This is a genomic window from Hungatella effluvii, from assembly GCF_003201875.1.
Lineage (GTDB): Bacteria > Bacillota > Clostridia > Lachnospirales > Lachnospiraceae > Hungatella > Hungatella effluvii.
The window spans coordinates 117,579-140,610 of sequence record NZ_QJKD01000013.1 but is presented as its reverse complement, the minus strand read 5'-3'; the positions used below and the strand labels follow the sequence as shown (position 1 = coordinate 140,610).

The following is a 23,032-nucleotide window of genomic DNA, read 5'->3' as shown; positions in this document are numbered from 1 at the left end:
AAACATGGAATAATTTGATAATAATATGAATATAAGTATGCAATACAATCATAAATAGTATTTTTATACAGATAATATAAAAAACTGAAAATAGTAATAGAATTATCGGGTGAAATCCCGAAATTTTATAAGAAATATAAAAATGTTCCATTTCGTTTTACATCAGAACTTTCTATAATTTTTTTATCTTATAGAATGAAAGAGGGGATTGTGTGAAACGAAGGGGTAAAAACAAATGGAAACAGGCCGTCAGTATGTGTCTTGTATTTCAGATGACGGTGACGTCGCCGGCTGCTGCGGTGACTCTGCCGGCGGGAAAACAGCAGTCAAAGTTTAACACGGGACAGTATGCTGCGGTACTCGATCCATCGGCAGGCGGCGGGAGTCTTGCCCTGTTTAACGGCAGCCAGCCGGATCAGGCCTGGAACACCATGGACGAAGCACTGGTTCCGGGGACGACGATGCTGTGGGACGGCAGCGGCGGTTTTAGGAAGCTGCAGATAACGCCGGAGGCAGTCATGAGTGCAGGCTTAAACAGCGGCGCGGCCACCGGGATCAGGCTGGGAAATGAAGCAGAGGGGGTGAAATCCTGGTTCCTGTTTGAGGATGAGATCATCTGTGCAGGAGCAGGCGTAAAGGTGCGTAAGGAAGAAAGCGGCAGGCTCGTGACGATAGTGGATACCATTCCGGTTACTGACAGCACGAAGCTGGCACTGACAAACCCGAATAATGGATTCCGGCTTGTGCGTACAGCCAGTAAAGAAGGCGGTTTGTGGGCATCGCTGATCGACACGGTGACTCAGGGGGTCCATACCCAGCGGAACTGGCTCAGCGCTTCTTCCGGATCAGGAGCTGCCAACAGTCTGGACTGGTCCTATGTATTCGGTAATGGTGAGAGCGGCTCCTATTTAACGAAGGAATCCGTTTATTACAGGCTCAATACAAAGGAAACGGATGCCGCTCAGCTTGCAGAACTGTTCATCGCGCCGCAGGAAACGTACCAGTATACGCTGGTTGCCGGCAGGACGACGGATGATTATCCCAACAAGAGCCTGTACCAGACGGATGCCAGATTGCTCGTGAATACGACTGCGGTCCAGGCAGCGGCCGATGTGGGGGAAGGCGCAGTAGCTATCACAAAGTGGGAACCGGGAAGTGTCCGGGTGGACAATCAGGTTGTTCCAGTTACCATGGATTACCCTGCGGCACTGGAACTGAAGAAGGATTCTTCCACAGGAAACATCGAACTCACGGCGGCAGTTATGCCGTCACAGCAGGATGGGATTCTGGAGGTGATCCTTGAGACCGCTGGTAAACAGATTTTAGCGAATTCGAATCCGGATGCGCTGCAGGAAGCGGTTATGGGAGAAAAGGTAATACTTAAGTTTGATACCGCGGCCATGGAGGGCAATGCGGTGACTGTAACCATTGAGGGAAAGGTTCCGGATACATTGACGGGCGAAGAGATTACTCTGGTCCGGGGATCGGATGGCAGAATAAAAGCGCCGGAATCCCTGCAGGGGGCGATCCGGTGGGAAGTAAAGATTCCGAAGCCGGATGGAAGCTTTGTCCGCAATGCAGGAAGCAGTAAAATCAAGCGGGAACTAAAGGAAGGAGAGACAGACGGGGACCGAAAAGCCGGTGATGCAGACGGCAGCCACATTGCCTCCGTTCGTGGGGCAGCCGATGGGTACGGCATGATCACCGCACGGGAAAAAGGAACCGTGACGATCGTAGCGACGGATGAACACGGAACGAGCGCAAAATGGCAGGTAACCGTTCTCTATGAGGATCCGGACAATCTGCCGGAGGCGGACTCAGCCGATTATGCTGCGATCCGCAAACGCTGGAAGGAATCGATCATCGGAGCCGATTTGACGGCTGTGGACGGCGGTACTGAAATTCTGGAAACGATCGACGGGCAGGCTATGGCGGCCTGGGAGGCGTATGCATACCGCGGACAGGATTCCTGCCAGGATATTCCGTGGCCGGAGGATGCCGGCGCAGCGGGAAATGCTGACATAGCATACGAGGACGATGCGGTCGAGTTCAGGCCGGCATTTAAAAAGGTACTGGCCATGGCAAGCGCCTATGCGGCGAAGGGAAGCCGGTATTATAAGGACAGCCAGATGCTGAGCGACATGAAGCATATTCTGAACTGGCTCTGTTCCAACTGCTATACGCCGAAGACGCAGACCGATAACTGGTGGACATGGGAAATCGGTCTGCCGAAGGATCTGATTCCGGCACTGGTGCTCTTATATGACGATCTGACTCCGGAAGAAACGGCGCTTTATACCGAAGCGCTTTACTTCTTCCAGCCGGATCCCTATCATGAAGGGCTGATCGGAACCGGAAGCACTCACGCACAGGGATACCGGACAGCCCAGGGGGCCAATATCATCGACTGTTCCAAAACCGCGCTGGGGCTGGGGGTTTTAAGAGAAGACAATGAACTGGTTTACTTAGCTTCCAAGGCAGCCTCGGAGACGTTTGTCATCCAGTCGGTGGAAGACAGCACAAAGATTGCGGATCAGGGATACACCAGCGGATTCTACGCAGACGGTTCCTACCTCGATCACTCCCATGTGCCGTATCTCGGCTCCTATGGGATCGAATTCTTAAAGGGCGGTGTCGGTCTTCCTCCGCTGCTTGCAAAATCACCGTGGGATTTTCCAAGGGAAGTTCAGGAGAATCTGGAATTTTATCTGAAAGAAGGATTTTTAAACGGTATGTACAACGGTTTGATGATGGACAGCCTGAAGGGACGTTCTGTATCCAGACCGGGGGCGAGTGACCGCGATTCGGGAAGAGAAGCCATGGCTCTGATGATTCAGCTTATGAATTCCGTCTCCCCGGAGGTGGAAGAAGAACTGAAGGGCGCTTTAAAGACGTGGATTGATCTCGATCCGGGCTTTTTGGATACCTTAACTGGTGCGGAGAATATGGCGGTAAAAGAGAAGGCCATAGAAATCAGAGATGATGATTCCATCGTAAGCAGTATACAGCCAGTCCATAAAAACATGCCGCTGATGGACCGGGCTGTTCACAGAACGGATGATTTCCAGCTGGCGCTGTCTATGTATTCCGAGCGCATTCAGAACACGGAGATCATGAACCATGAAAACCGTTACGGATGGCACCAGGGAAGCGGGATGACCTATTTATACAACCGTGACGTTCTGCAGTATACAGAGAATTTCTGGAATACGGTCAATCCGCTGCGGCTGGCAGGTACGACTGTGGTTTCCAAGGATATCGGCACAGGACAGCCTGACAGTTCCGGCTTTGCCCAGGGAGGGGATTTCCGGTCGGAAGAGTCCTGGGTAGGCGGCAGTACGATCGGCACGAACGGAATCAATGGTATGTCCATGACCGGAGAGGTCCGGGTGAAGGAGGGCGAGGGATCTCCTTCCATACAGTATTCCCCGGAGTTCTCGGCTAAAAAGTCCTGGTTCATGTTCGGCGGACAGATCGTGTGTCTGGGAGCAGGGATCAACAATTCCGGAGAGTCATATCCGGTGGAAAGCATCATTGAGAACCGGAGACTGAGACCGGAGGAAGACAATGTATTGACGGTCAACGGAGAAGCCGAGGACCTGCCGGTTCAGGAGGCTGATCTGGAAGATATTGTGGCCGGCAGCATCGATGTTTCAGGAACCAGAATTCCAGAGGTGTCATGGGCCCATCTGGAAGGCAATGTGGAAGGAAGCGATATCGGATATTATTTCCCGGGAGGAGACCAGACGGTATCCGTCAGAAAGGGAAGAAATGCGGGAGACTGGTCTCTGATCGGAACTTCGAAAGGCGAGGCTTTGGAGACTTACCTGGAGATGTGGTTTGATCACGGAGCCAATCCGGAGAATGATGCATATGAATACGTTCTCCTTCCTGGGCTGAGCGCCGAAGAGACGGAAGCCTATTCAAAAGAACCGGGAATTACAATATTGAAAAATACGCCGGAGATCCAGGCCGCTGCAACGGCAGACGGGCTTCTGACAGGAGTGAATTTCTGGACAGACGGACAGGCGGAAATCGGGGCAGTGGCGGCCAGCAGAGCGGCATCTGTCATGACAGAAGAGGATGAAGACGGCGTATTGACGATCGCTGTGTCTGATCCGACTATGAAAAATTCCGGGTCGATCACTGTGGATATCAGACGCCCGGCCGAGGAAATCCTGACACACGATGAAAATGTTGACGTCCAGCTGACAGAAAACGGAGTGAGGCTCGTCGTACATACGAAAGGAACCAATGGAACCAGCTCTTACGCGTCCGTAAGGCTGACTACGGCCGTGACACCGCCGTCTGTGGAACACGTTGTGGAACTGATTACACAGGCAGCCAAAACAGCAGAGGCGGCCGGCGATTACGGAGCTTTCGATGTGGTAAAGGCAGTGAAGACGGCGGTTCACGCAGTCTGGAACATATCAAACGAAGAATTGGCAGAGTACTGCATGAAAGATCTGCTGGTTTTGGAAGAACTGTACAGAGAGGTTATGGCGGCCCGTGGCAATCGCGTTGAGGTCAGGGTTGAGACGCCAGAGCTTATGGACAGCCAGGTTACGGCAGCAGGACTTCTGCTGAGTGTCCCGTGGGATGACAGCTTAATGCCGGCGACCCCGTCCCAGGCGAAGAAGGCTACGGCCTCCAATGCCGGTTATAATGCGTTCGGAGCCGCACGCCAATCAGCGGACCCATCAACAGCGACCCCATCAACGGCAACCCCGTCAACAGCAGATTCCCCGGCATCGGCTTCTTCCAAAGAGAAAAAGGAGGCAGGAGTGCGTGCCGCGGTACATTCCGTCATATTAACAGTGACAGAAAACAGCGATGCAGGCTGGCCTGAGGACAGACCGCGCGGGGACTGGAGCCAGTCGTATAAGTTCCAGCTCTGTCTGGAAGATGAAAATGGTGTGAGAAGCGGCCCTGTGGCCTGGAAGGCGCCTGCGAACGTCTGGATGCAGTTTTCTGAGGACGAGGTACAGACAGACACCATTCGTGCATACTCAGACACCGGCAGCGGAGAGGTACAGTCACTGTCAGTCAGCCTGGAGGAGGAAGGGAGAATCTGTTTTGTACTTCCGGATAATGCCAGGGTGTATCTGACAGGAGATAAGACTGCGGCCGCAGAAGAAATCTTCCAGGTATCGATTGAAGAAGACTTGACAGGAGGCAGGATTACGGCCTCGCCCATGAGCGGAAAGAAGGGCACAAAGGTAACCGTGCAGGCGGTTCCCCAGAGCGGTTACCGTCTGGCAAGCCTGTCGGCCAATGGAAAATTGCTTACCGCCGGCAGCGACGGCCGCTGTACCTTTGTGCTTCGGGAAGATACACATCTGACTGGCGTGTTTAAACGATCCGGCAGCAGCTCAGGTTCAGGCTCAGGATCCTCTTCTGGATTCAACCGCGGCTGGAAGAAATCAGGTGAGGTGTGGTACTATTACGACGCCAATGGAAGAAAAACGACCGGATGGCTTTTAGACAATGGAAAATGGTACTGGCTGGATTCCAGCGGAGCCATGACAACCGGTTGGCTGTTTAACGAATCCGATGGCTTCTGGTATTACTTAAAAACCGACGGCTCTATGGCAGAAGGCTGGAATCCGATTAACGGTGTCTGGTATTCCTTCGCTCACCAGACCGAAGGAAGTCCAGGCTGGAGTCTGGTAAATGGCCGCTGGGTCTACGAAAAACCGGAAACGTCTTATCGTCCTCACGGAGCGATGTACAGTGGATGCGTGACACCGGATGGGTATACGGTCGCGGAAGACGGCGCGTGGAATGGAGAAGACAAATAACAGATAACAAATAGCAGAAAGAGATTTCCAGAACATCGGAAATCTCTTTCTGTTAAGATAATATTTATTTTTTATCCTTCTTTTTTTCATTGAAATCAGCAAGTGGTGTTAAGATTCCTCCTTTATGATTCTATCATCAAGGAGGTTTTTTAATGGATATACAAGCATTGACACAGTATTTTCTGCAGTACGGAGCAGTTTTTATATTTGTAATTGTTTTGCTGGAATATTTGAATCTTCCCGGTTTTCCGGCTGGAGTTATCATGCCGCTGGCAGGGATATGGGCCGCAAGAGGGCAGATCGGACTTGGGATGGCGCTGCTGCTGGCGCTGGCTGCGGGACTGCTGGGAAGCTGGATACTGTACGGGCTGGGAAGGCTGGGCGGCCATGTGCTGCTGGAACGGTATTTAAAAAAGTTTCCGGCCCAGCGGCCGGTCATAGAGAAGAACTTTGCCATGCTGGAGAGGCGGGGGGCCATCGGAATCTTTATCAGTAAGCTGATTCCCATGGTCAGGACGGTGATCTCCATTCCGGCCGGAGTGATCCGCATGAATTTTATTAAATACAGCGTGAGCTCGGCGCTTGGAATTTTTGTATGGAATTTTTTCCTGATAGGAGCCGGTTACTGGCTGGGTGACAGGGCAATCAGTCTGTTTTCATAAGAGGAGGAGCAATATGAAGATCGCAATGCTGACAAACAATTACAAACCATTCATCGGCGGTGTTCCGATTTCCGTTGAGCGGCTGGCAGAGGGACTTCGGAGCCTGGGGCATCAGGTGACCGTGTTTGCACCGGAGGGGGCAGGATGGGAGGAAGAACCGGATGTGGTGAGATTCCGGGTCCTTTACGAGTGGCGGGACAAGGGGCTGGTAATCGGCAATTTCAGCGACAGCCGCATTGAGAAGCGTTTCCGCGAAGAACAGTTTGACGTTATTCATGTACATCACCCGGTGGTAATCGGATTTACGGCCGTCTATTTAAGCAAAAAATACGGAATTCCGCTGGCGTATACGTACCATACCCGCTATGAGGAATATCTTCACTATTTTAAACTGTATGAGAGGATGGCGGCGGGGCGGGAGCCTGTGAGAAATGCAGCGCGTTTCAGCAGGGATGTGCTGGTGCCAGGGTATCTGAATACATTTACGGATCAGTGTGACACGGTATTCGTACCGACGGCATCGATGAAGGAATGTCTGGTGAAACAGGGAGTTGCGACACCGCTGGAGGTCCTTCCCACGGGAATTGGCGAGGAGGCATTTAAACGGGATCCGGAACGTGAGAGGGAGATCTGATCCCGGTATTTAAACGGAGAACCGTGGCTGTTTGCCACGACCGCGCGCCTGGAAAAGGAGAAGAATCTCGATTTCCTGCTGCGGGGAGCCGCCCGTCTCAAGGAACTGGTGGGAGACTGCTTCCGCATTCTGATAATCGGGGATGGGACGAGGAAAGAGACTCTTAAGAATCTGGCAGAGGAGCTTGGAATCGGACGTCAGATCGTGTTTGCCGGACGGGTTCCCAACGCCGAGGTGTCCCATTATCTCCATGCGGCAGACGGATTTTTGTTCGCCTCCAAATCGGAGACGCAGGGAATCGTTCTTCTGGAAGCCATGGCCGCAGGCTGTCCCGTAGTTGCGGTGTATGCCAACGGAGTCGTCGATGTCGTCAGCCAGGGAAAGAACGGATTCATGACCAGAGAAGAGGAAGAAGAATGGGCGTCTGCCGCAGCACGCCTCATGACGGAACCGCAGCTGTATCAGAAATTATCGGCGGGAGCCGCAGAAACTGCTTCCTTATATAAGGCGGAGACGGTGGCAAGGGAAGCGGAACACCAGTACCGGAAAATGATAGAGAGAAGAACTTCTCCGGAATGGGAATACAGTGGCAGGCAGCTGCCTGTGCCGTCTTTCCTGCGGCTGTTTAAGATTGCCTGACTATGCCTTCCAGGTGAGTGAGAGAACTGTCGGATCAGGAGGAATGTACCGGCGAAAGTGAAAAAACTGGAAAGGCAATAGCCAAATTTCTGAAAAACACCTTGCAATCTGGTATATAGGGTGCTATACTAATTTATTGTGAAGAGTGTAAATGAAACTAAGGACAGTATAGAGTCCTTAGTTTTTTATTGAGTTTTTATCCAAAGGAAAGAAGAGTACACATATTATGAAGATGAAACGAGAAGACGTCAGAAATGTAGCCATCATCGCCCACGTTGACCACGGCAAAACTACCCTGGTGGATGCCCTGCTCAGACAGAGCGGAATTTTCCGCGAGAACCAGGAAGTTGTTGACCGGGTTATGGACTCCAATGATATTGAGAGAGAGCGTGGTATTACCATCCTTTCCAAGAATACCGCTGTCAACTACAACGGTACGAAGATCAACATTATCGATACGCCAGGCCATGCGGATTTCGGCGGCGAGGTTGAGCGTGTCTTAAAGATGGTAAACGGAGTTATTCTGGTGGTGGATGCCTACGAGGGCGTTATGCCGCAGACAAAGTTTGTTCTGCGCAAGGCGCTGGAACTGGGCCTCTCCGTTGTAGCCTGTATCAATAAGATTGACCGTCCGGAGGCGAGACCGGACGAGGTTGAAGAGGAAGTCTTAGAGCTCCTCATGGACCTTGATGCGACAGAAGAGCAGTTAGACTGCCCGTTCTTATACGCATCCGCAAAGGGCGGCTTTGCAAAGAAGAATTTAGACGACGCGGAAGAGAACATGAGCGCCTTATTCCAGACAATCATCGACCATATTCCGGCTCCGGAGGGTGACCCGGAAGCTCCGACTCAGCTTCTGATCAGCACCATTGATTACAACGAGTACGTAGGCCGTATCGGCGTAGGTAAGGTGGATAACGGAGCAATCCGCGTCAATCAGGAATGTGTCATCGTAAACCACCACGACCCGGACAAGATGCGCAAGGTTAAGGTAGGCAAGCTGTACGAGTACGAGGGACTGAACAAGGTGGAAGTGACGGAAGCGGGAATCGGCGCGATCGTGGCCATTTCCGGTATTACGGATATTCATATCGGTGATACGCTCTGCTCTCCGGAAAACCCGGAAGCCATTCCGTTCCAGAAGATATCCGAACCGACTATCGCCATGAACTTCATGGTAAATGACAGCCCGCTGGCAGGACAGGAAGGTAAATTTATCACCTCCCGTCATATCAGAGAGCGTCTGTTCCGCGAACTGAACACCGACGTCAGCCTTCGCGTGGAGGAGACCGAATCTCCTGACTGCTTTAAGGTATCTGGCCGCGGCGAGCTGCATCTTTCCGTTCTGATCGAGAACATGAGAAGAGAGAATTTTGAATTTGCAGTCAGCAAGGCTGAGGTTCTGTACCAGTATGATGAAAGAAACCGTAAACTGGAGCCGATGGAGATCGCCTATATCGACGTACCGGAAGAGTTTACCGGCGCGGTTATCCAGAAGCTGACCAGCAGAAAGGGCGAACTGCAGGGCATGAGCCCGGCTAACGGCGGCTACACAAGGCTGGAATTCTCGATTCCGTCCAGAGGCCTGATCGGCTACCGCGGTGAGTTCATGACCGATACAAAGGGCAACGGTATCATGAATACGGCATTTGACGGCTACGCTCCTTTCAAGGGAGATTTATCCTACCGTAAGACCGGCTCCCTGATCGCTTATGAGTCAGGTGAATCCATTACCTACGGTCTGTTTAATGCGCAGGAGCGAGGCATCCTGTTCATCGGAGCCGGCGTGAAGGTTTATTCCGGTATGGTAATCGGTCAGAACCCGAAGGCAGAGGATATCGAGATCAACGTCTGCAAGATGAAGAAGCTGACCAACACCCGTTCCTCCGGCGCGGATGATGCCCTGAAGCTGACGACGCCAAAGGAGATGAGTCTGGAGCAGTGTCTGGACTTTATCGATACGGATGAGCTCCTTGAGATCACACCGGTATCCTTGAGAATCAGAAAGAAGATCCTGGATCCGACGATGAGGAAGAGGTCTTCCCTGAACAAGAAATCATTGGGGTAATGGAATCATATTAGCTATACCGACAACGGCTGTATATAAAATTATGCTCTGCGGGAGGAAACTTTCGCAGGGCATATTTGCATCCTGGAAATAGTGAAATCCGCTTACTGTCAATAAATGTCGAAAATGGCAGGAAAAGAGAAGCCGCCGGTATCCGGCATCTGGTATTTCGGGGAAATATGGGGGTAACTGATTTTTTGTGAGGCTTAACAGGTATTTTCTGTCGATATTTTTGGATGTGTTCTTATCATTTCACGGAATCCCTTTTCATACACTTAATATTAGCTGCAAAGCAAATTGTAACCATTCATCCGTGCATCTTTCTGTTTTCCAAAGCTGAAAAACAGAAAACGCAGGACGCCCGGCTGAATCGTTACGGCAAATTAGTGAAAGAAGAGGAGAAATACAATGTCGGAAAAAATGATTGAGAACAACAAAGTAAGCGTAATCGGGGAGATCATCTCCGGCTTCACCTTCAGCCATGAGGTATTCGGAGAAGGATTCTATATGGTGGACGTTGCAGTAAATCGTCTCAGCGAGCAGGCTGATGTCATACCTCTTATGATATCGGAGCGGCTCATCGATGTAGAAGCGAATTACATAGGCTGTACCATGGAAGCCCTGGGACAGTTCCGTTCCTATAACCGGCATGAAGGGACGAAAAACCGCCTGGTTCTGTCCATCTTCGTGCGTGAGATCCATTTCCTGGAGGAATTTACGGATTATACGAAAACAAATCAGATTTTTCTGGATGGATATATATGTAAGGCCCCTATATACAGAAAGACTCCTCTGGGCAGAGAGATCGCGGATCTTCTGCTCGCCGTAAACCGGCCTTATGGGAAGTCTGACTACATTCCGTGTATCGCGTGGGGAAGAAACGCCAGATACGCCTCCGGCTTCGAAGTCGGCGCGCGGGTGAAGGTCTGGGGCCGCGTGCAGAGCAGAGAGTATACGAAGAAGCTCAGCGAAACCGAGTGTGAGAAGCGGATCGCTTACGAGGTATCTGTCAGCAAGCTGGAATGCGCGGAATAACGAAGGATAAGGCGGGAATTAAGAAAACGGTAAGAAAACTTGCAAAAATTTAAATTTTGTGATACGATAAGCGGGTTCTAACGTAGTATATCAATATATTGCTTTTTTGCTGGTATGAGGTGCAAAAGGATGAGTAAAGGTACAATACAGGTTATATGCGGCGAAGGAAAAGGAAAGACGACGGCTGCGCTCGGCATGGGGATCTCCGCTCTGTTAAAGGGGCAGACGGTAATCATGATACAGTTTTTGAAGGGCTGTCAGGAGCTGGCCTCCTGTGAGATTTTAGAGCGGCTGGAACCGGAACTGAAGATTTTCCGGTTTGAAAAGTCCGATGCTTTCTTCGAGACATTATCGGAGGAGCAGCAGAAGGAAGAACGGATGAATATCCGCAACGGCATGAATTTTGCAAGAAAAGTACTTTCGACCGGTGAGTGTGACCTGGTTATTCTCGATGAGGTGCTGGGACTTTTGGATCAGGGAATTATCGAGATGGATGAGATGACGACGCTGCTTCAGTCCAGGGTTGAGGAAATCGACCTGATTCTGACTGGAAAGGTATTCCCGAAGGAGCTGGATCCCCTCGTGGATGGTATCAGAGAAATTGATCATCTTAAAGTTGACAATACAAAGCAATAATGGTAGTATGGTAACATACATAATAAAGTAGAGGTTGCGTTGATTATGAGTATTCTGCCTGATGCATCAGGGTGCATGTGAGGGTGGAGGAAAGGATGAGACGCCGAAGGACGGTACGGCCCGGGACGTATCTGTTCTGGGCATATGATGAAGAATCATATGACTGTCATCCTGCATGGATGGGGCGCTGCTTGAAGATAAGAAGTATTTACCGGATTCTGAACTTTAAGAGCTGACCCCGCTGTCAGCTCTTTTTCTCTGTCAGGAATGATCGTTTTGCAGGCAAAAGGATAAGAGCAGGATAATGGCACGGGGCGGGCGCATGATTTTATGTAGCGGAAGCGTTGGCAACAGGAACAGATTGAATCAGGAGGATAAGACTATGGCACTTTTTGAAGGAGCGGGTGTAGCGCTGATTACACCATTTAAGGACAACGGAGAGGTGAATTACGAGAAGCTGGAGGAACTGCTGGAAGAGCAGATTGCCGGCGGTACGGACAGCATCGTCATCTGTGGAACCACAGGTGAGGCATCCACCATGACCCATGAGGAACATTTAAGCGTAATAAAGTATACGTGTGAAGTGGTAAATAAGAGAATACCCGTAGTGGCCGGAACAGGTTCCAACTGTACGGAGACAGCCATCTATCTTTCAAAGGAGGCGGAGAAATTCGGTGCAGACGGTCTGCTTCTCGTGTCCCCGTATTATAACAAGGCGACTCAGAACGGCCTGATCGCACATTTTACCGCGGTTGCAGATGCGGTGAAGATTCCGATCATTCTCTATAATATACCGGGACGTACCGGCGTGACGATCGCTCCGCAGACGATTGTAACACTCTGTAAGAACGTGCCGAACATTGTCGGTGTGAAGGAGGCCAGCGGAAATCTCACGAATATCGCTGAGATGCTTGCGATGGCAGACGGCTGTGTGGATGTATATTCCGGCAACGACGATCAGATCGTGCCGCTTCTCTCTCTCGGAGGAAAAGGCGTCGTTTCGGTTCTGTCCAATGTAGCGCCTGCACAGACCCACGAGATCTGCGCTTCCTGGTTCCGCGGCGATGTGAAAGAGAGTGCAAGACTTCAGCTGGAAGCGATTCCGCTGATCAATGCTCTGTTCTGTGAAGTGAACCCGATTCCGGTTAAGGCGGCTATGAACTTAATGGGTAAGAAGGTTGGCCCGCTTCGTCTGCCGCTCACCGAGATGGAGCCTGCAAACCAGGAACGTTTAAAGAAAGCTATGGAAGAATACGGAATTTTATAAACCCCGTTAATCATTAAATGCAGGGCCGGACGCATCGGTATCAGGGCGTCCGGCCTGTTGAGCACTCTCAGAAACTTCCCTGCACTCATTATAAAATGGAGGAAAAATACTTATGGTAAAGATGATTATGCACGGCTGCAATGGAGCCATGGGACAGGTGATTTCTAAAATTGTTGAAGAAGACGAGAATATCACAATTGCTGCAGGAATTGATGTAAATGACACCATACAGAATTCCTACCCGGTATTTCCCTCTCTGGAGGCGTGTACCGTGGAGGCGGATGTGATCGTGGACTTTGCATCGGCAAAGGCGGTAAACGGTCTTCTCAGCTACTGTTCCGAAAAGAGGATTCCTGTGGTAGTGTGTACGACAGGACTTTCAGAAGAACAGATTCAGCTTGTGGAAGAGACTTCCCGCCAGGTGGCGGTACTTCGTTCCGCCAATATGTCGCTGGGAATCAATCTGCTGTTAAAGCTGGTGAAAGAGGCGGCAGAGGTTCTGGCAGAGTCCGGTTTCGACATCGAAATTCTGGAAAAGCACCACAATAAAAAGGTGGACGCGCCCAGCGGAACCGCTCTGGCGCTGGCTGACTCCATCAATGAGGCGATGGACAACCACTACCACTATCAATACGACCGCTCCCAGACGAGGGAGAAGCGCCAGAAGGATGAGATCGGAATCCAGGCTATCCGCGGAGGCTCCATCGTCGGTGAGCACGACGTGATCTTCGCCGGACAGGATGAGGTGATTACCTTCCAGCATACTGCCTACTCCAAGGCTATTTTTGCAAAGGGCGCAGTATCGGCAGCAAAGTTCCTGGCGGGTAAAGAACCGGGACTTTATACCATGGCGGATGTGATCGGCTAAGAGAGGGGTACGGATGAGGACTGTCATTTACCGTCAGCTGCGGGAGTCTGAGCAGGCAGAGGCCAGCAGGCAGCTGACGGCCAGCTACCGCGCCGCCTACCGGGGACTTATGGACGAGGCGTATCTGACCTCCCTTCAGGAAGACCACTGGGTGGAGATCCTGCAGGCCAGCATGGAAAGAGGCGATATCTGCTTAGTCGCAGCAGACGGTGATACGATTGTGGGAGCCGCGGTCTGCGGCAGATCCGAAGGGCGCGGGGATCAGGACTGTGCCGAACTTTACGCGATTTATCTGCTGCCCGAATATACAGAACATGGCGCGGGGCACGGGCTTTACTGTGAAATTGAGGCCCGAATGAGGGCGCAGGGGTTCCGGAGCTGTGTCCTGGAGGTGCTGTCCTCCAATGCCCGGGCGATCAGATTCTATGAAGCACACGGGTTTGAGAAGATCTGTTCCTTTATGGTGGAGGAGAACGGGATGAATCTTTCCTGTGATTTGATGCAAAAGGCGCAGTTGCAGCTTATTTCCCCCAAATCAGTTTGAAGGAAAAAGCATCTTTAGATAATTTCGTGTAAAGGAGATTCTTATGGACAGAAATACCAGTGGATCAAACAGTTTCGGAAGCAGAAAGATAATCATATTAGTGATGGGGGTATGTCTGCTGTGCGCGGTGGCGGGGCTTCTGTTTCATACGAAGGCGAAAGCGTCCTGGCGGCCGTCTGATCAGAAGCGGGAAGAGATTGCAGAGATATTTGAGGTTTACCAGCCGTATGGGCTGCGCTACGATAAAAAGGATAATCGGTTATACTATAATGGAGCGCTGGTGCGCTATTTTGAAGACGTTGTGGATGACGACCACTATAAGGAATGGCCCAATCAGGATGGAACCGTGGATATTTATGCCTTGCACGATGAAAGAGGCGGTGTGACCAGCCTGGAACTTTTTGATGATCAGGCATTTGCGGATAGAACGCCTTCTCTGCGATCCGCTCTCTGTGAATTGCAGATAACGGAGAATATAAACGGGTATACAGACGACGGGGAAGCACCGTTTAATGGCGGCGGGAACGATGAAAAATTGAATGAGTATATCAAAGACACCATTGAAGAGGCGTATACGGTCTATCAGCAGTACGGCCTGACTTATGACCGGGAAAGCGACCGTTTATACTACGAAAGCGAATTGGTAGGATATTTTGAAGACAAGGAGCTGGAGCACTATTTCGGCCCCTTTGACGACAGTTCGATTAAAATTTATGCGGTCCGGGATAAAAAGGGGGAACTGTCCGGGCTGAATATAAAACGTGATGAAAATTAAGAATGATGATCGAAGGAAGCGCGAAGTGGAGAACGGGTTGAAAACGAGGATTGCACATGTCTAGCAATGAAAATAAAGTTAAAGAAAAATATCAAGATGCCGGTGAGGAAAAGAGAGCTGCTCAATCAAGGTATTCGGGACTTGAGTTTCACTATACAAAAAAGCATATTAGTGAATACATAAACCAAAACACAAAAGTAGTAGAGCTTGGTTGTGGAACTGGATATTATGCCATGCACTTTTCTGATAAATGTAAGGAGTATGTTGGCGTGGACATTACTCCTGAAAATATTGCCCTTTTTAATGAAAAAGTTAAAGCGCAGGGGCTAAGGAACGTAAAAGGTTTAATCGGAGATGCCACAAATTTGAGCAATATTTCTGACAACTATTTTGATGTGGTTCTGTGCCTCGGACCTCTATACCATCTGCCGCCCGATGAGAGAGAACTTGTTTTTGCTGAATGCAGGCGAATCTGTAAAAATAACGGAATTGTTGTATTTTCATATATAAGCAAAATCGGTGTTTATTCGGGCGCCTGTGTACACGATAAACTGAGAGAATATTATCCGAACGAAAACGCCAACGAAATTATTTTGACGCAAAATAAAGATGACTCAAATCCTGATTTATTCTTCTTTACGATGCCTGAAGAAATGGAATCCATTGCAAGAAAATACGGATTTTCCAAGATAAAAAATTTAGGGACGGATTTTTTTGTAACTATGAGTAGCGTGGAAGCGATGAGCGATGAAAGATTTGAAATCATGAAACCGCTGCTTGATCAAATGGCAAGTTATGAATCATGCACAGGAATGAGCAATCATGCCGTGTTGATCTGTAGAAGATAGTATTTTGGCAGGAGCAATTAGGCTATTTTGCTAAATTCGCATTAGTCAAATAAGGCGTACTTAACAAATTGTAATTTAGCATATATAGTAGACTGACAATATAACCATAACAACTCACACCATAGAAAAGAGAAGGAATTTTATGAAACGCTTAGTAATACTATCACTTTTGAAAACACTTTTCATTACTGTAGGAAGTAGTTTGCTATATATTCTTTATGGTTTAATATCTAATAACCCTTTTAAAATAACCTTAGAATTTGAAATAATATTTTTCTTAGGAGTATTCTTTACCAGTTTAATTGAATATGTATGGCAGAATCGAAAGAAGTAACGGAATACTCTGATATATTGTTTCAGTAAATTGGGCTCATGGATCAGTGTGCAACTTTCAGTTTGTCTGTCTGCTCTAATGCACCTTATATGAACGCCCTGCAGGGTCGGCTGCGCCTCCGTTGAACAGCTGGTCTATGAACGGACATTTAGACCGCCGGAAATGGAGCATACGCCCTTATTCTAGCGATCAGAAGATAGCGGGTAATGTAAATGGTGCCTGTACCCCAAATGCCGCGCCAACTTTACAAAGTTACTTTGTAGAGCGATAGATCCAATTCACATTAGTCGAAAAAAGCAAATTTTAAAATTTGAATTTGTGGAGGTGCCATTTGGCAAGCAGGAAGTTTTTAATAGAAACGGAACGTCTTTTGATCAGAGAAATGCAGCAATCCGATTTTGATGCATTGTGCAGAATCTTGTGTGATGAAGAAGTGATGAGGGCTGCTTATGAAAGTGCGTTCAGCCCAGATGAAGCGCAAATTTGGCTGAACAGACATTTAAAAAGATACGAAGATTATGGCTTTGGACTTTGGGCTGTTGTATTAAAAGAAAATAATGAGATGATTGGCCAGTGTGGCTTGACACTACAGCAGTGGAAAGAGAAAGAGCTTTTGGAAATAGGATATTTGTTTCAAAAGGCGTATTGGCACAGAGGCTATGCAGCAGAAGCGGCAATTGCGTGCAGGGAATATGCGTTCACGGTTCTCGATGCAGACAGCGTCTGCTCTATGATTCGGGACACACATATAGCTTCTCAAAATGTTGCTGTTCGAAATGGTATGAAAATTATTGATAAAGCTGCAAAGAATTTTAGGAATACGGAAATGAACTTTTTTTTATATTCTGCAGAACGGACAAAATGACTTTGAGGCAAGAATTTTTAAGCTGTTTTTCCGGCTTTAGGCCATAAAAAAATTAGAAAAATTTTCCACCATAATTTTTTCTCCTCTAACACATACTAAGCATAGAAAATGAAAGGAGAATGTATTATGAAAAGAATAAAACCATATGTATTTGCAGTACTTGTCATTATGACAGTGATGTGTCTGTCCGCATGCGGCAGCAATAAGAACACAACAAATGAGACCACCGGAGGCAGCAGCGCAGCTACAACGCAGACAACGGCAATGGAGTCCACAAAAGATATGGGGACTACAAGAAATGCTGATGAAGACGCTGAGGAAAGCACCGGAGTCATTGACGGCATGATCAATGATGTTGAGAGAGGTGTCGATGATATAACTGGCGAGAGCAACGGCCATCCGACCAACAGTGCTGATATGAGCTCTGCAGCAGAATAAGTATTTTTATACAGAGACGAAAAATAAAATGGCTTTAGGCCCGGAAAGGCTTGAAGCCATTTTTTCCTTGTTATATAATGGAGCGTATAACAGAAATGAGGACAAATGAATGAAAAAACTGATAAAAAAGGCATTTATTGCACTGATCGTTCTGGGCGTTGCCGGTATTGTCTGCCTGGCGGGCGTCAATACATATATGATTAAATCTACGGAAAAACGGATTCTCACACAGGAGGAAGCGGCCGCGCTGGGAGCGGACTGCATCCTTGTTCTGGGAGCGGGTGTCCATCCGGACGGAAACCCCAGCAACATGCTGGAGGACCGTCTTCTTCGCGGGATCGAGCTGTATGACGCAGGCGCTTCTTTAAAGCTGCTGATGAGCGGAGATCACGGCCGGAAAAATTACGACGAAGTGAACGTGATGAAGCAGTTCGCCGTGGCCCGCGGCGTGCCTTCCGAGGATGTGTTTATGGATCACGCCGGTTTTTCCACCTACGAGAGCATGTACCGGGCCCGCGATGTGTTTCAGGCGGAGAAGGTGATCATCGTGACACAGCGCTACCATCTCTACAGGGCGCTGTATGCCGCGAAACAGCTGGGACTCGACGCTTATGGCGTGGCTTCCGACCAGAGGACGTACGCCGGTCAGAAGCGGCGTGATGTGAGGGAGCTGCTGGCCAGAGGGAAAGACTTTATGACCGGAATCTTCAAGCCGGAGCCGACGTACCTGGGAGAAGCGATTCCGGTGAATGGCGATGGAAATGCAACGAATGACTAATGCGGAGAAAGAAGGGACAGGCTTTTTGAAGATTACCCTGTTTGCAGAAAAACAACGGATGAAACGGTATAACCGGAGTAAGAAGCCGTGGAGAAGCCGCGGCTTTCTCAGGGCGTCCATGGGAAGGCGTACGCACATTTTCAGAAACTGCTTAAGCTGTATGGCTCTGGCGGAGCTGATCGTTATAGGTGTAAATGACCCCGGTATTTTTACGGAGGCCGCGCGTCGATTTCATATTTGCTGCGTGAAGGAAGAGACGGTGGAGACGGCGGATTTTGGGGCTTTAGAAGATGTACCCCCATCTGACAGAAAGGACAGCGGAGTTACAATTGACTGGAAAGAGGGCAGGGTGGAATTCTGGCGGACAGAGGAAAAGCTTCGCCGTGAAAATGCGGAGAACAGACCGGATTAATGCGGCGTCCGGCGCATTTATATGTGAATACAGCCATCGCCCATAAGAATTTATAATATATAAAAATGTTGCAATCGCATTTTCACTGTATTATAATTTCTACTGAAATACCTTGGTTATATTCATAAAACTTATAAATTAATTCAGGAAAAGGACTGGTGGATACCATGGAGAAAAAAGAATTACTGTATGAAGGAAAAGCGAAAAAGGTTTATACAACAGAGGATCCGGACGTATTAATTGTGGATTATAAAGATGACGCTACGGCATTCAACGGTTTAAAGAAGGGTACCATCGTAGGAAAAGGTGCGATCAACAACCGCATGACAAACCATATCTTTAAGAAGCTGGAAGCAGAAGGCGTTCCGACTCATTTCATCGAGGAATTAAGCGACCGTGAGACCGCTGTTAAGAAAGTAGAGATCGTTCCGTTAGAAGTAATTGTTAGAAACTTCTCCGCAGGCAGCTTCGCAAAGAAGATGGGTATGGAAGAGGGCATCAAGTTCGCTTGTCCTACACTGGAATTCAGCTATAAAAATGATGATCTGGGCGATCCGTTCATCAACAGCTACTACGCACTGGCACTGAACCTGGCAACTCAGGAGGAGATCGACGCGATCACAAAGTATACCTTCAAGGTAAACGAAGTGATGAGAGAGTATTTTGACAGCCTCGGCATCGAGCTGATCGACTTTAAGATCGAATTTGGCCGTTACCATGGACAGATCATTCTGGCCGACGAGGTTTCTCCGGATACCTGCAGACTGTGGGATAAGGAAACACATGAAAAACTGGATAAGGACCGTTTCCGCCGCGATATGGGTAACGTAGAAGACGCTTATGAAGAAGTATTCCGTCGTCTTGGTATCCAGTAAACAGCACAGAAAGGCATTACTACATGAGACATGACTTGAATATGACTGCGGGGGATGAGTTACATGAGGAGTGCGGCGTCTTCGGAATGTATGATTTCGATCACGGGGACGTGGCGTCTACCATTTATTACGGATTATTCGCATTGCAGCACAGGGGGCAGGAAAGCTGTGGAATCGCGGTCAGCGATACGGCGGGCCCCAAGGGGAAAGTAAACGCGTATAAGGGGATGGGTCTGTGTAACGAAGTCTTTACTCCTGAGATATTAGAAGGTCTTCACGGCAATATTGGAGTGGGTCATGTTCGTTATTCGACGGCGGGCAGCAGTACCAGGGAAAATGCCCAGCCGCTGGTTTTAAACTATATAAAAGGCACTCTGGCTCTGGCGCATAACGGCAATCTTGTCAATGCGCCGGATCTTCGCCGGGAGCTGGAATATTCGGGGGCGATTTTTCAGACTACGATTGATTCTGAAGTCATTGCCTACCACATCGCAAGGGAGCGTGTGAAGACATCTTCTGTGGAAGAGGCGGTTGCCGGAGCCATGAAGAAGATTGTAGGAGCATATTCCCTTGTTGTCATGAGTCCCAGAAAAATGATTGGGGCCAGGGATCCCTTCGGATTCAAGCCCCTCTGTATCGGAAAACGGGACAACGCCTATATTCTGGTGTCGGAAAGCTGTGCGCTGGATACGATCGGAGCAGAATTCGTCAGGGACGTCAAACCGGGTGAGATCGTTACCATTACGAAGGATGGTATCGCATCGGATACGAGGCTGTGCTTTCAGGACCGGAGCAGGGAAGCGAGATGTGTATTTGAATACATTTATTTCGCCAGACCGGACAGCGTGTTTGACGGAGTGAGCGTCTATCAGGCCAGAATTCTTGCCGGCCGTGCTCTGGCTGTAGATTCACCGGTGGAGGCTGATCTGGTGGTCGGAGTTCCGGAATCCGGCAATGGAGCGGCGCTGGGCTATTCCATGGAATCCCAAATTCCCTATGGCACTGCCTTTGTCAAGAACTCCTATGTGGGCAGAACCTTTATTAAGCCGAAGCAAAGCAGCCGGGAGTCGGCCGTTCGGATTAAGCTGAACGTCTTAAAGGAGGCTGTGGCGGGCAAACGCGTCATCATGATTGATGACTCCATTGTCCGGGGAACCACCAGCGCTCTGATCGTCGGGATACTGCGGGAAGCCGGGGCGAAGGAGGTCCATGTCCGGATCAGCGCTCCGCCATTTCTCCATCCGTGTTACTTTGGAACGGATATTCCTTCCGAGGACCAGCTGATCGCTCACGGCCGGACGGTACAGGAGATCTGCGACATGATCGGCGCAGATTCCCTGTCCTTCTTAAGACAGGAACGGCTGACGGAAATGGCGCAGGGACTGCCAATCTGTACCGCGTGCTTTTCCGGTGAGTATCCGATCCAGCCGCCTGAGGAGGATATCCGGGGCGAGTACGCGCAGTAGTTCAGAAGTCTGCGAACGTGTACGTGCAGTAGTCCGGAAATCTGCGAACGTGTATGTGCAGTAGTTCAGACATTCCGCAGAAGAAAAGAGGCGCTGCACCGGATTGTGTCACCATCCGGCCCGGCGCCTTTTATGCAGGGAGAGCGGCAGTGAGATGGGTAAGATTCGATATGATCCGGCACAACCGTAAATTTTGTGATTTTTTGCTTTTAACTGTGAGCATATTATGATATGATATTTAACAAAAATCAACGAGAATTCTCCCAGCCTCTACAGGTGGGAGATGAATCGCAAAAACAAACTTAGCGGCAGTGGCGGGCAGATATCCCCCACTGACATGAGGTCAAAACAATCCGGGCAACCGGATAAAATGGCAGCATAGCTACTATGTCATTCTGGGTTTTGTATTCTGGCCTCAAAATGTGGATTGAAATCAAATCAAATCAAATGAAAGGGTGGAGACGTGGAAACGGTATCAGTCACTTGCCGGTTCCTCCATATGACGAAAGCCATCAGTCTCCTTGGTATATTTTTATGAACGACCGCTATCAGAGTCCTTTGTCTGAGCGCTATGCCAGCAAGGAAATGCAGTATATATTTTCACCGGATAAGAAATTCCGCACATGGAGGAAGCTCTGGATCGCTCTCGCAGAGACGGAGATGGAACTGGGGCTGCCGGTTACGCAGGAACAGATCGATGAGCTGAAGGCCCAACAGGATGAGATTAATTACGATGTGGCGAAGCAGCGCGAGAAAGAAGTGCGTCACGACGTCATGTCCCATGTGTACGCTTACGGCGTACAGTGTCCGAAGGCAAAGGGAATCATCCATCTGGGAGCGACTTCCTGCTACGTGGGCGATAATACGGATATTATTGTTATGACCGAAGCGCTGGCGTTAGTCAGGAAAAAACTGGTCAACGTGATTGCGGAGCTGGCGAAGTTTGCAGACAGGTACAAAGATCAGCCGACGCTGGCATTTACCCATTTTCAGCCGGCACAGCCGACTACGGTTGGAAAACGCGCTACACTGTGGATGCATGAGCTGGTCATGGATTTAGAGGATTTAGACTATGTGGCAGGCTCCATCCGTTTATTGGGCTCCAAAGGCACCACCGGCACACAGGCCAGCTTCCTGGAGCTGTTTGACGGCGATATGGACAAGGTAAGAAAGCTGGATCCGATGATCGCAGAGAAGCTGGGCTATCCGGGCTGCTATCCGGTTTCCGGCCAGACGTATTCGAGAAAGGTGGACAGCCGTGTCTTAAATATACTGGCCGGCATTGCTCAGAGCGCGCACAAGTTTTCCAATGATATCCGTCTGCTTCAGCATTTGAAGGAGATCGAGGAGCCATTTGAAAAGAGCCAGATCGGCTCTTCCGCCATGGCCTACAAGCGCAATCCGATGAGAAGCGAGAGAATCGCCTCTCTGTCAAACTATGTGATGTCCGATGTGATGAACCCCATGCTGGTGGCTTCCACCCAGTGGTTCGAGCGCACGCTGGACGATTCCGCGAATAAGCGTCTCAGCATTCCGGAGGGATTCCTGGCGATTGACGGTATTCTGGACCTTTACTTAAATGTAGTTGACGGTCTCGTTGTTTATCCGAAGGTGATCGAGAAACACATGATGGCGGAACTGCCATTTATGGCTACCGAGAATATTATGATGGATGCCGTAAAAGCAGGAGGCGACAGGCAGGAGCTTCACGAGAGAATCCGTGAGCTGTCCATGGAGGCCGGAAGAAATGTGAAGGAAAACGGTATGGACAATAATCTCCTGGAGCTGATTGCCGCCGATCCTGCGTTCAATTTAAGCCTTGATGAGCTTAAGCAGAACATGGATCCGAAGAAGTATGTCGGATGCGCGCCGGCTCAGGTGGAGATCTATCTGGATGAAATGATTCGGCCGCTGCTTTCCGCGAATCAGGATGTTCTTGGGATGACGGCTGAGATTAATGTCTAAAAATGTGTAAGATAAATGTGTAAGATAAATGTGTGCCAGCGGAAGACCATTTAGACGGGTATAAAAACAGTGATCTTCCGCAGAATAAGAATGGATTCAGAGCAGAGGCGATCGATAGTCTC

Annotated in this window: 18 protein-coding genes, 1 pseudogene and 1 riboswitch; all 19 genes and pseudogenes read left to right on the top strand. The window is 49.4% G+C overall.

The annotated features are described in order from the left end of the window. The first annotated feature begins 212 nt into the window (after positions 1-212). On the top strand, positions 213-5,801 hold the full coding sequence (locus tag DFR60_RS21965; RefSeq protein WP_243005143.1) for a polysaccharide lyase family 8 super-sandwich domain-containing protein: 5,589 nt from the start codon (positions 213-215) through the stop codon (positions 5,799-5,801). Positions 5,802-5,953: 152 nt separating this feature from the next. Continuing rightward, the gene (locus DFR60_RS21960; protein WP_110324804.1) at positions 5,954-6,463 is read left to right on the top strand and encodes a DedA family protein; all 510 of its coding nucleotides are present in this window, start codon (positions 5,954-5,956) and stop codon (positions 6,461-6,463) included. A gap of 13 nt (positions 6,464-6,476) precedes the next feature. Continuing rightward, positions 6,477-7,097, top strand: coding sequence for a glycosyltransferase (locus DFR60_RS31000; protein ID WP_110324803.1), 621 nt, complete (start codon positions 6,477-6,479; stop codon positions 7,095-7,097). Positions 7,098-7,121: 24 nt separating this feature from the next. Next, a pseudogene (locus DFR60_RS30995) lies at positions 7,122-7,736 on the top strand (glycosyltransferase); the annotation flags it as partial. A 226-nt stretch (positions 7,737-7,962) separates the two neighbouring features. Then, positions 7,963-9,804 carry a translational GTPase TypA gene (gene typA, locus DFR60_RS21945; protein WP_110324801.1) on the top strand — a complete coding sequence of 614 codons (1,842 nt, stop codon included), beginning with the start codon at positions 7,963-7,965 and terminating at the stop codon, positions 9,802-9,804. Positions 9,805-10,212: 408 nt separating this feature from the next. Beyond that, the gene (locus DFR60_RS21935) at positions 10,213-10,839 is read left to right on the top strand and encodes a single-stranded DNA-binding protein (RefSeq protein WP_002600312.1); all 627 of its coding nucleotides are present in this window, start codon (positions 10,213-10,215) and stop codon (positions 10,837-10,839) included. A 129-nt stretch (positions 10,840-10,968) separates the two neighbouring features. After that, positions 10,969-11,475 (top strand): cob(I)yrinic acid a,c-diamide adenosyltransferase, encoded by a 507-nt coding sequence (locus DFR60_RS21930; RefSeq protein WP_002600311.1) that lies wholly within the window; start codon positions 10,969-10,971, stop codon positions 11,473-11,475. 20 nt (positions 11,476-11,495) lie between these two features. Next, positions 11,496-11,673: riboswitch (Lysine riboswitch) on the top strand. 184 nt (positions 11,674-11,857) lie between these two features. Next, positions 11,858-12,742, top strand: a complete 885-nt coding sequence (dapA, locus tag DFR60_RS21925; protein WP_110324799.1) for a 4-hydroxy-tetrahydrodipicolinate synthase — start codon at positions 11,858-11,860, stop codon at positions 12,740-12,742. Between the two features lie 112 nt (positions 12,743-12,854). After that, positions 12,855-13,610: a 4-hydroxy-tetrahydrodipicolinate reductase gene (gene dapB / locus DFR60_RS21920; RefSeq protein WP_110324798.1), complete on the top strand. Its 756-nt coding sequence runs from the start codon at positions 12,855-12,857 to the stop codon at positions 13,608-13,610. Positions 13,611-13,623: 13 nt separating this feature from the next. After that, positions 13,624-14,154, top strand: coding sequence for a GNAT family N-acetyltransferase (locus DFR60_RS21915; RefSeq protein WP_110324797.1), 531 nt, complete (start codon positions 13,624-13,626; stop codon positions 14,152-14,154). A gap of 43 nt (positions 14,155-14,197) precedes the next feature. Further along, on the top strand, positions 14,198-14,929 hold the full coding sequence (locus DFR60_RS21910; protein ID WP_110324796.1) for a hypothetical protein: 732 nt from the start codon (positions 14,198-14,200) through the stop codon (positions 14,927-14,929). A 56-nt stretch (positions 14,930-14,985) separates the two neighbouring features. Continuing rightward, on the top strand, positions 14,986-15,777 hold the full coding sequence (locus DFR60_RS21905; RefSeq protein WP_110324795.1) for a class I SAM-dependent methyltransferase: 792 nt from the start codon (positions 14,986-14,988) through the stop codon (positions 15,775-15,777). Between the two features lie 716 nt (positions 15,778-16,493). Further along, entirely contained in the window at positions 16,494-16,976 is a 483-nt protein-coding gene (locus DFR60_RS21895; RefSeq protein WP_243005149.1) for a GNAT family N-acetyltransferase, read from the top strand. A gap of 126 nt (positions 16,977-17,102) precedes the next feature. After that, a complete protein-coding gene (locus DFR60_RS21890) occupies positions 17,103-17,414 on the top strand; it encodes a hypothetical protein (protein WP_002600304.1) in 312 nt (103 codons plus the stop codon). A gap of 109 nt (positions 17,415-17,523) precedes the next feature. Beyond that, positions 17,524-18,192, top strand: coding sequence for a SanA/YdcF family protein (locus DFR60_RS21885; protein WP_110324792.1), 669 nt, complete (start codon positions 17,524-17,526; stop codon positions 18,190-18,192). Further along, a complete protein-coding gene (locus DFR60_RS21880) occupies positions 18,185-18,604 on the top strand; it encodes a hypothetical protein (RefSeq protein WP_110324791.1) in 420 nt (139 codons plus the stop codon). The genes DFR60_RS21885 and DFR60_RS21880 overlap by 8 nt, the downstream gene beginning before the upstream one ends. 167 nt (positions 18,605-18,771) lie before the next feature. Then, a complete protein-coding gene (gene purC / locus DFR60_RS21875) occupies positions 18,772-19,479 on the top strand; it encodes a phosphoribosylaminoimidazolesuccinocarboxamide synthase (RefSeq protein ID WP_002600301.1) in 708 nt (235 codons plus the stop codon). Positions 19,480-19,502: 23 nt separating this feature from the next. Continuing rightward, positions 19,503-20,945, top strand: coding sequence for an amidophosphoribosyltransferase (purF, locus tag DFR60_RS21870; protein ID WP_110324790.1), 1,443 nt, complete (start codon positions 19,503-19,505; stop codon positions 20,943-20,945). Between the two features lie 534 nt (positions 20,946-21,479). Beyond that, complete coding sequence (purB, locus tag DFR60_RS21865) at positions 21,480-22,910, top strand: adenylosuccinate lyase (protein ID WP_341457988.1); 1,431 nt, start codon at positions 21,480-21,482, stop codon at positions 22,908-22,910. The last annotated feature ends 122 nt before the right edge of the window (positions 22,911-23,032 follow it).

Excerpts from the sequence above, each read along its gene's own strand:
- DFR60_RS21880 (WP_110324791.1), top strand. The coding sequence starts at position 18,185 with ATGACTAATGCGGAGAAAGAAGGGACAGGCTTTTTGAAGATTACCCTG.
- DFR60_RS21960 (WP_110324804.1), top strand. The coding sequence starts at position 5,954 with ATGGATATACAAGCATTGACACAGTATTTTCTGCAGTACGGAGCAGTT.
- DFR60_RS21915 (WP_110324797.1), top strand. The coding sequence starts at position 13,624 with ATGAGGACTGTCATTTACCGTCAGCTGCGGGAGTCTGAGCAGGCAGAG.
- DFR60_RS21930 (WP_002600311.1), top strand. The coding sequence starts at position 10,969 with ATGAGTAAAGGTACAATACAGGTTATATGCGGCGAAGGAAAAGGAAAG.
- purF (WP_110324790.1), top strand. The coding sequence starts at position 19,503 with ATGAGACATGACTTGAATATGACTGCGGGGGATGAGTTACATGAGGAG.
- typA (WP_110324801.1), top strand. The coding sequence starts at position 7,963 with ATGAAGATGAAACGAGAAGACGTCAGAAATGTAGCCATCATCGCCCAC.
- DFR60_RS21910 (WP_110324796.1), top strand. The coding sequence starts at position 14,198 with ATGGACAGAAATACCAGTGGATCAAACAGTTTCGGAAGCAGAAAGATA.
- DFR60_RS21905 (WP_110324795.1), top strand. The coding sequence starts at position 14,986 with ATGTCTAGCAATGAAAATAAAGTTAAAGAAAAATATCAAGATGCCGGT.
- purB (WP_341457988.1), top strand. The coding sequence starts at position 21,480 with ATGAACGACCGCTATCAGAGTCCTTTGTCTGAGCGCTATGCCAGCAAG.
- dapB (WP_110324798.1), top strand. The coding sequence starts at position 12,855 with ATGGTAAAGATGATTATGCACGGCTGCAATGGAGCCATGGGACAGGTG.
- DFR60_RS31000 (WP_110324803.1), top strand. The coding sequence starts at position 6,477 with ATGAAGATCGCAATGCTGACAAACAATTACAAACCATTCATCGGCGGT.
- purC (WP_002600301.1), top strand. The coding sequence starts at position 18,772 with ATGGAGAAAAAAGAATTACTGTATGAAGGAAAAGCGAAAAAGGTTTAT.
- DFR60_RS21885 (WP_110324792.1), top strand. The coding sequence starts at position 17,524 with ATGAAAAAACTGATAAAAAAGGCATTTATTGCACTGATCGTTCTGGGC.
- dapA (WP_110324799.1), top strand. The coding sequence starts at position 11,858 with ATGGCACTTTTTGAAGGAGCGGGTGTAGCGCTGATTACACCATTTAAG.
- DFR60_RS21935 (WP_002600312.1), top strand. The coding sequence starts at position 10,213 with ATGTCGGAAAAAATGATTGAGAACAACAAAGTAAGCGTAATCGGGGAG.
- DFR60_RS21890 (WP_002600304.1), top strand. The coding sequence starts at position 17,103 with ATGAAAAGAATAAAACCATATGTATTTGCAGTACTTGTCATTATGACA.
- DFR60_RS21895 (WP_243005149.1), top strand. The coding sequence starts at position 16,494 with ATGCAGCAATCCGATTTTGATGCATTGTGCAGAATCTTGTGTGATGAA.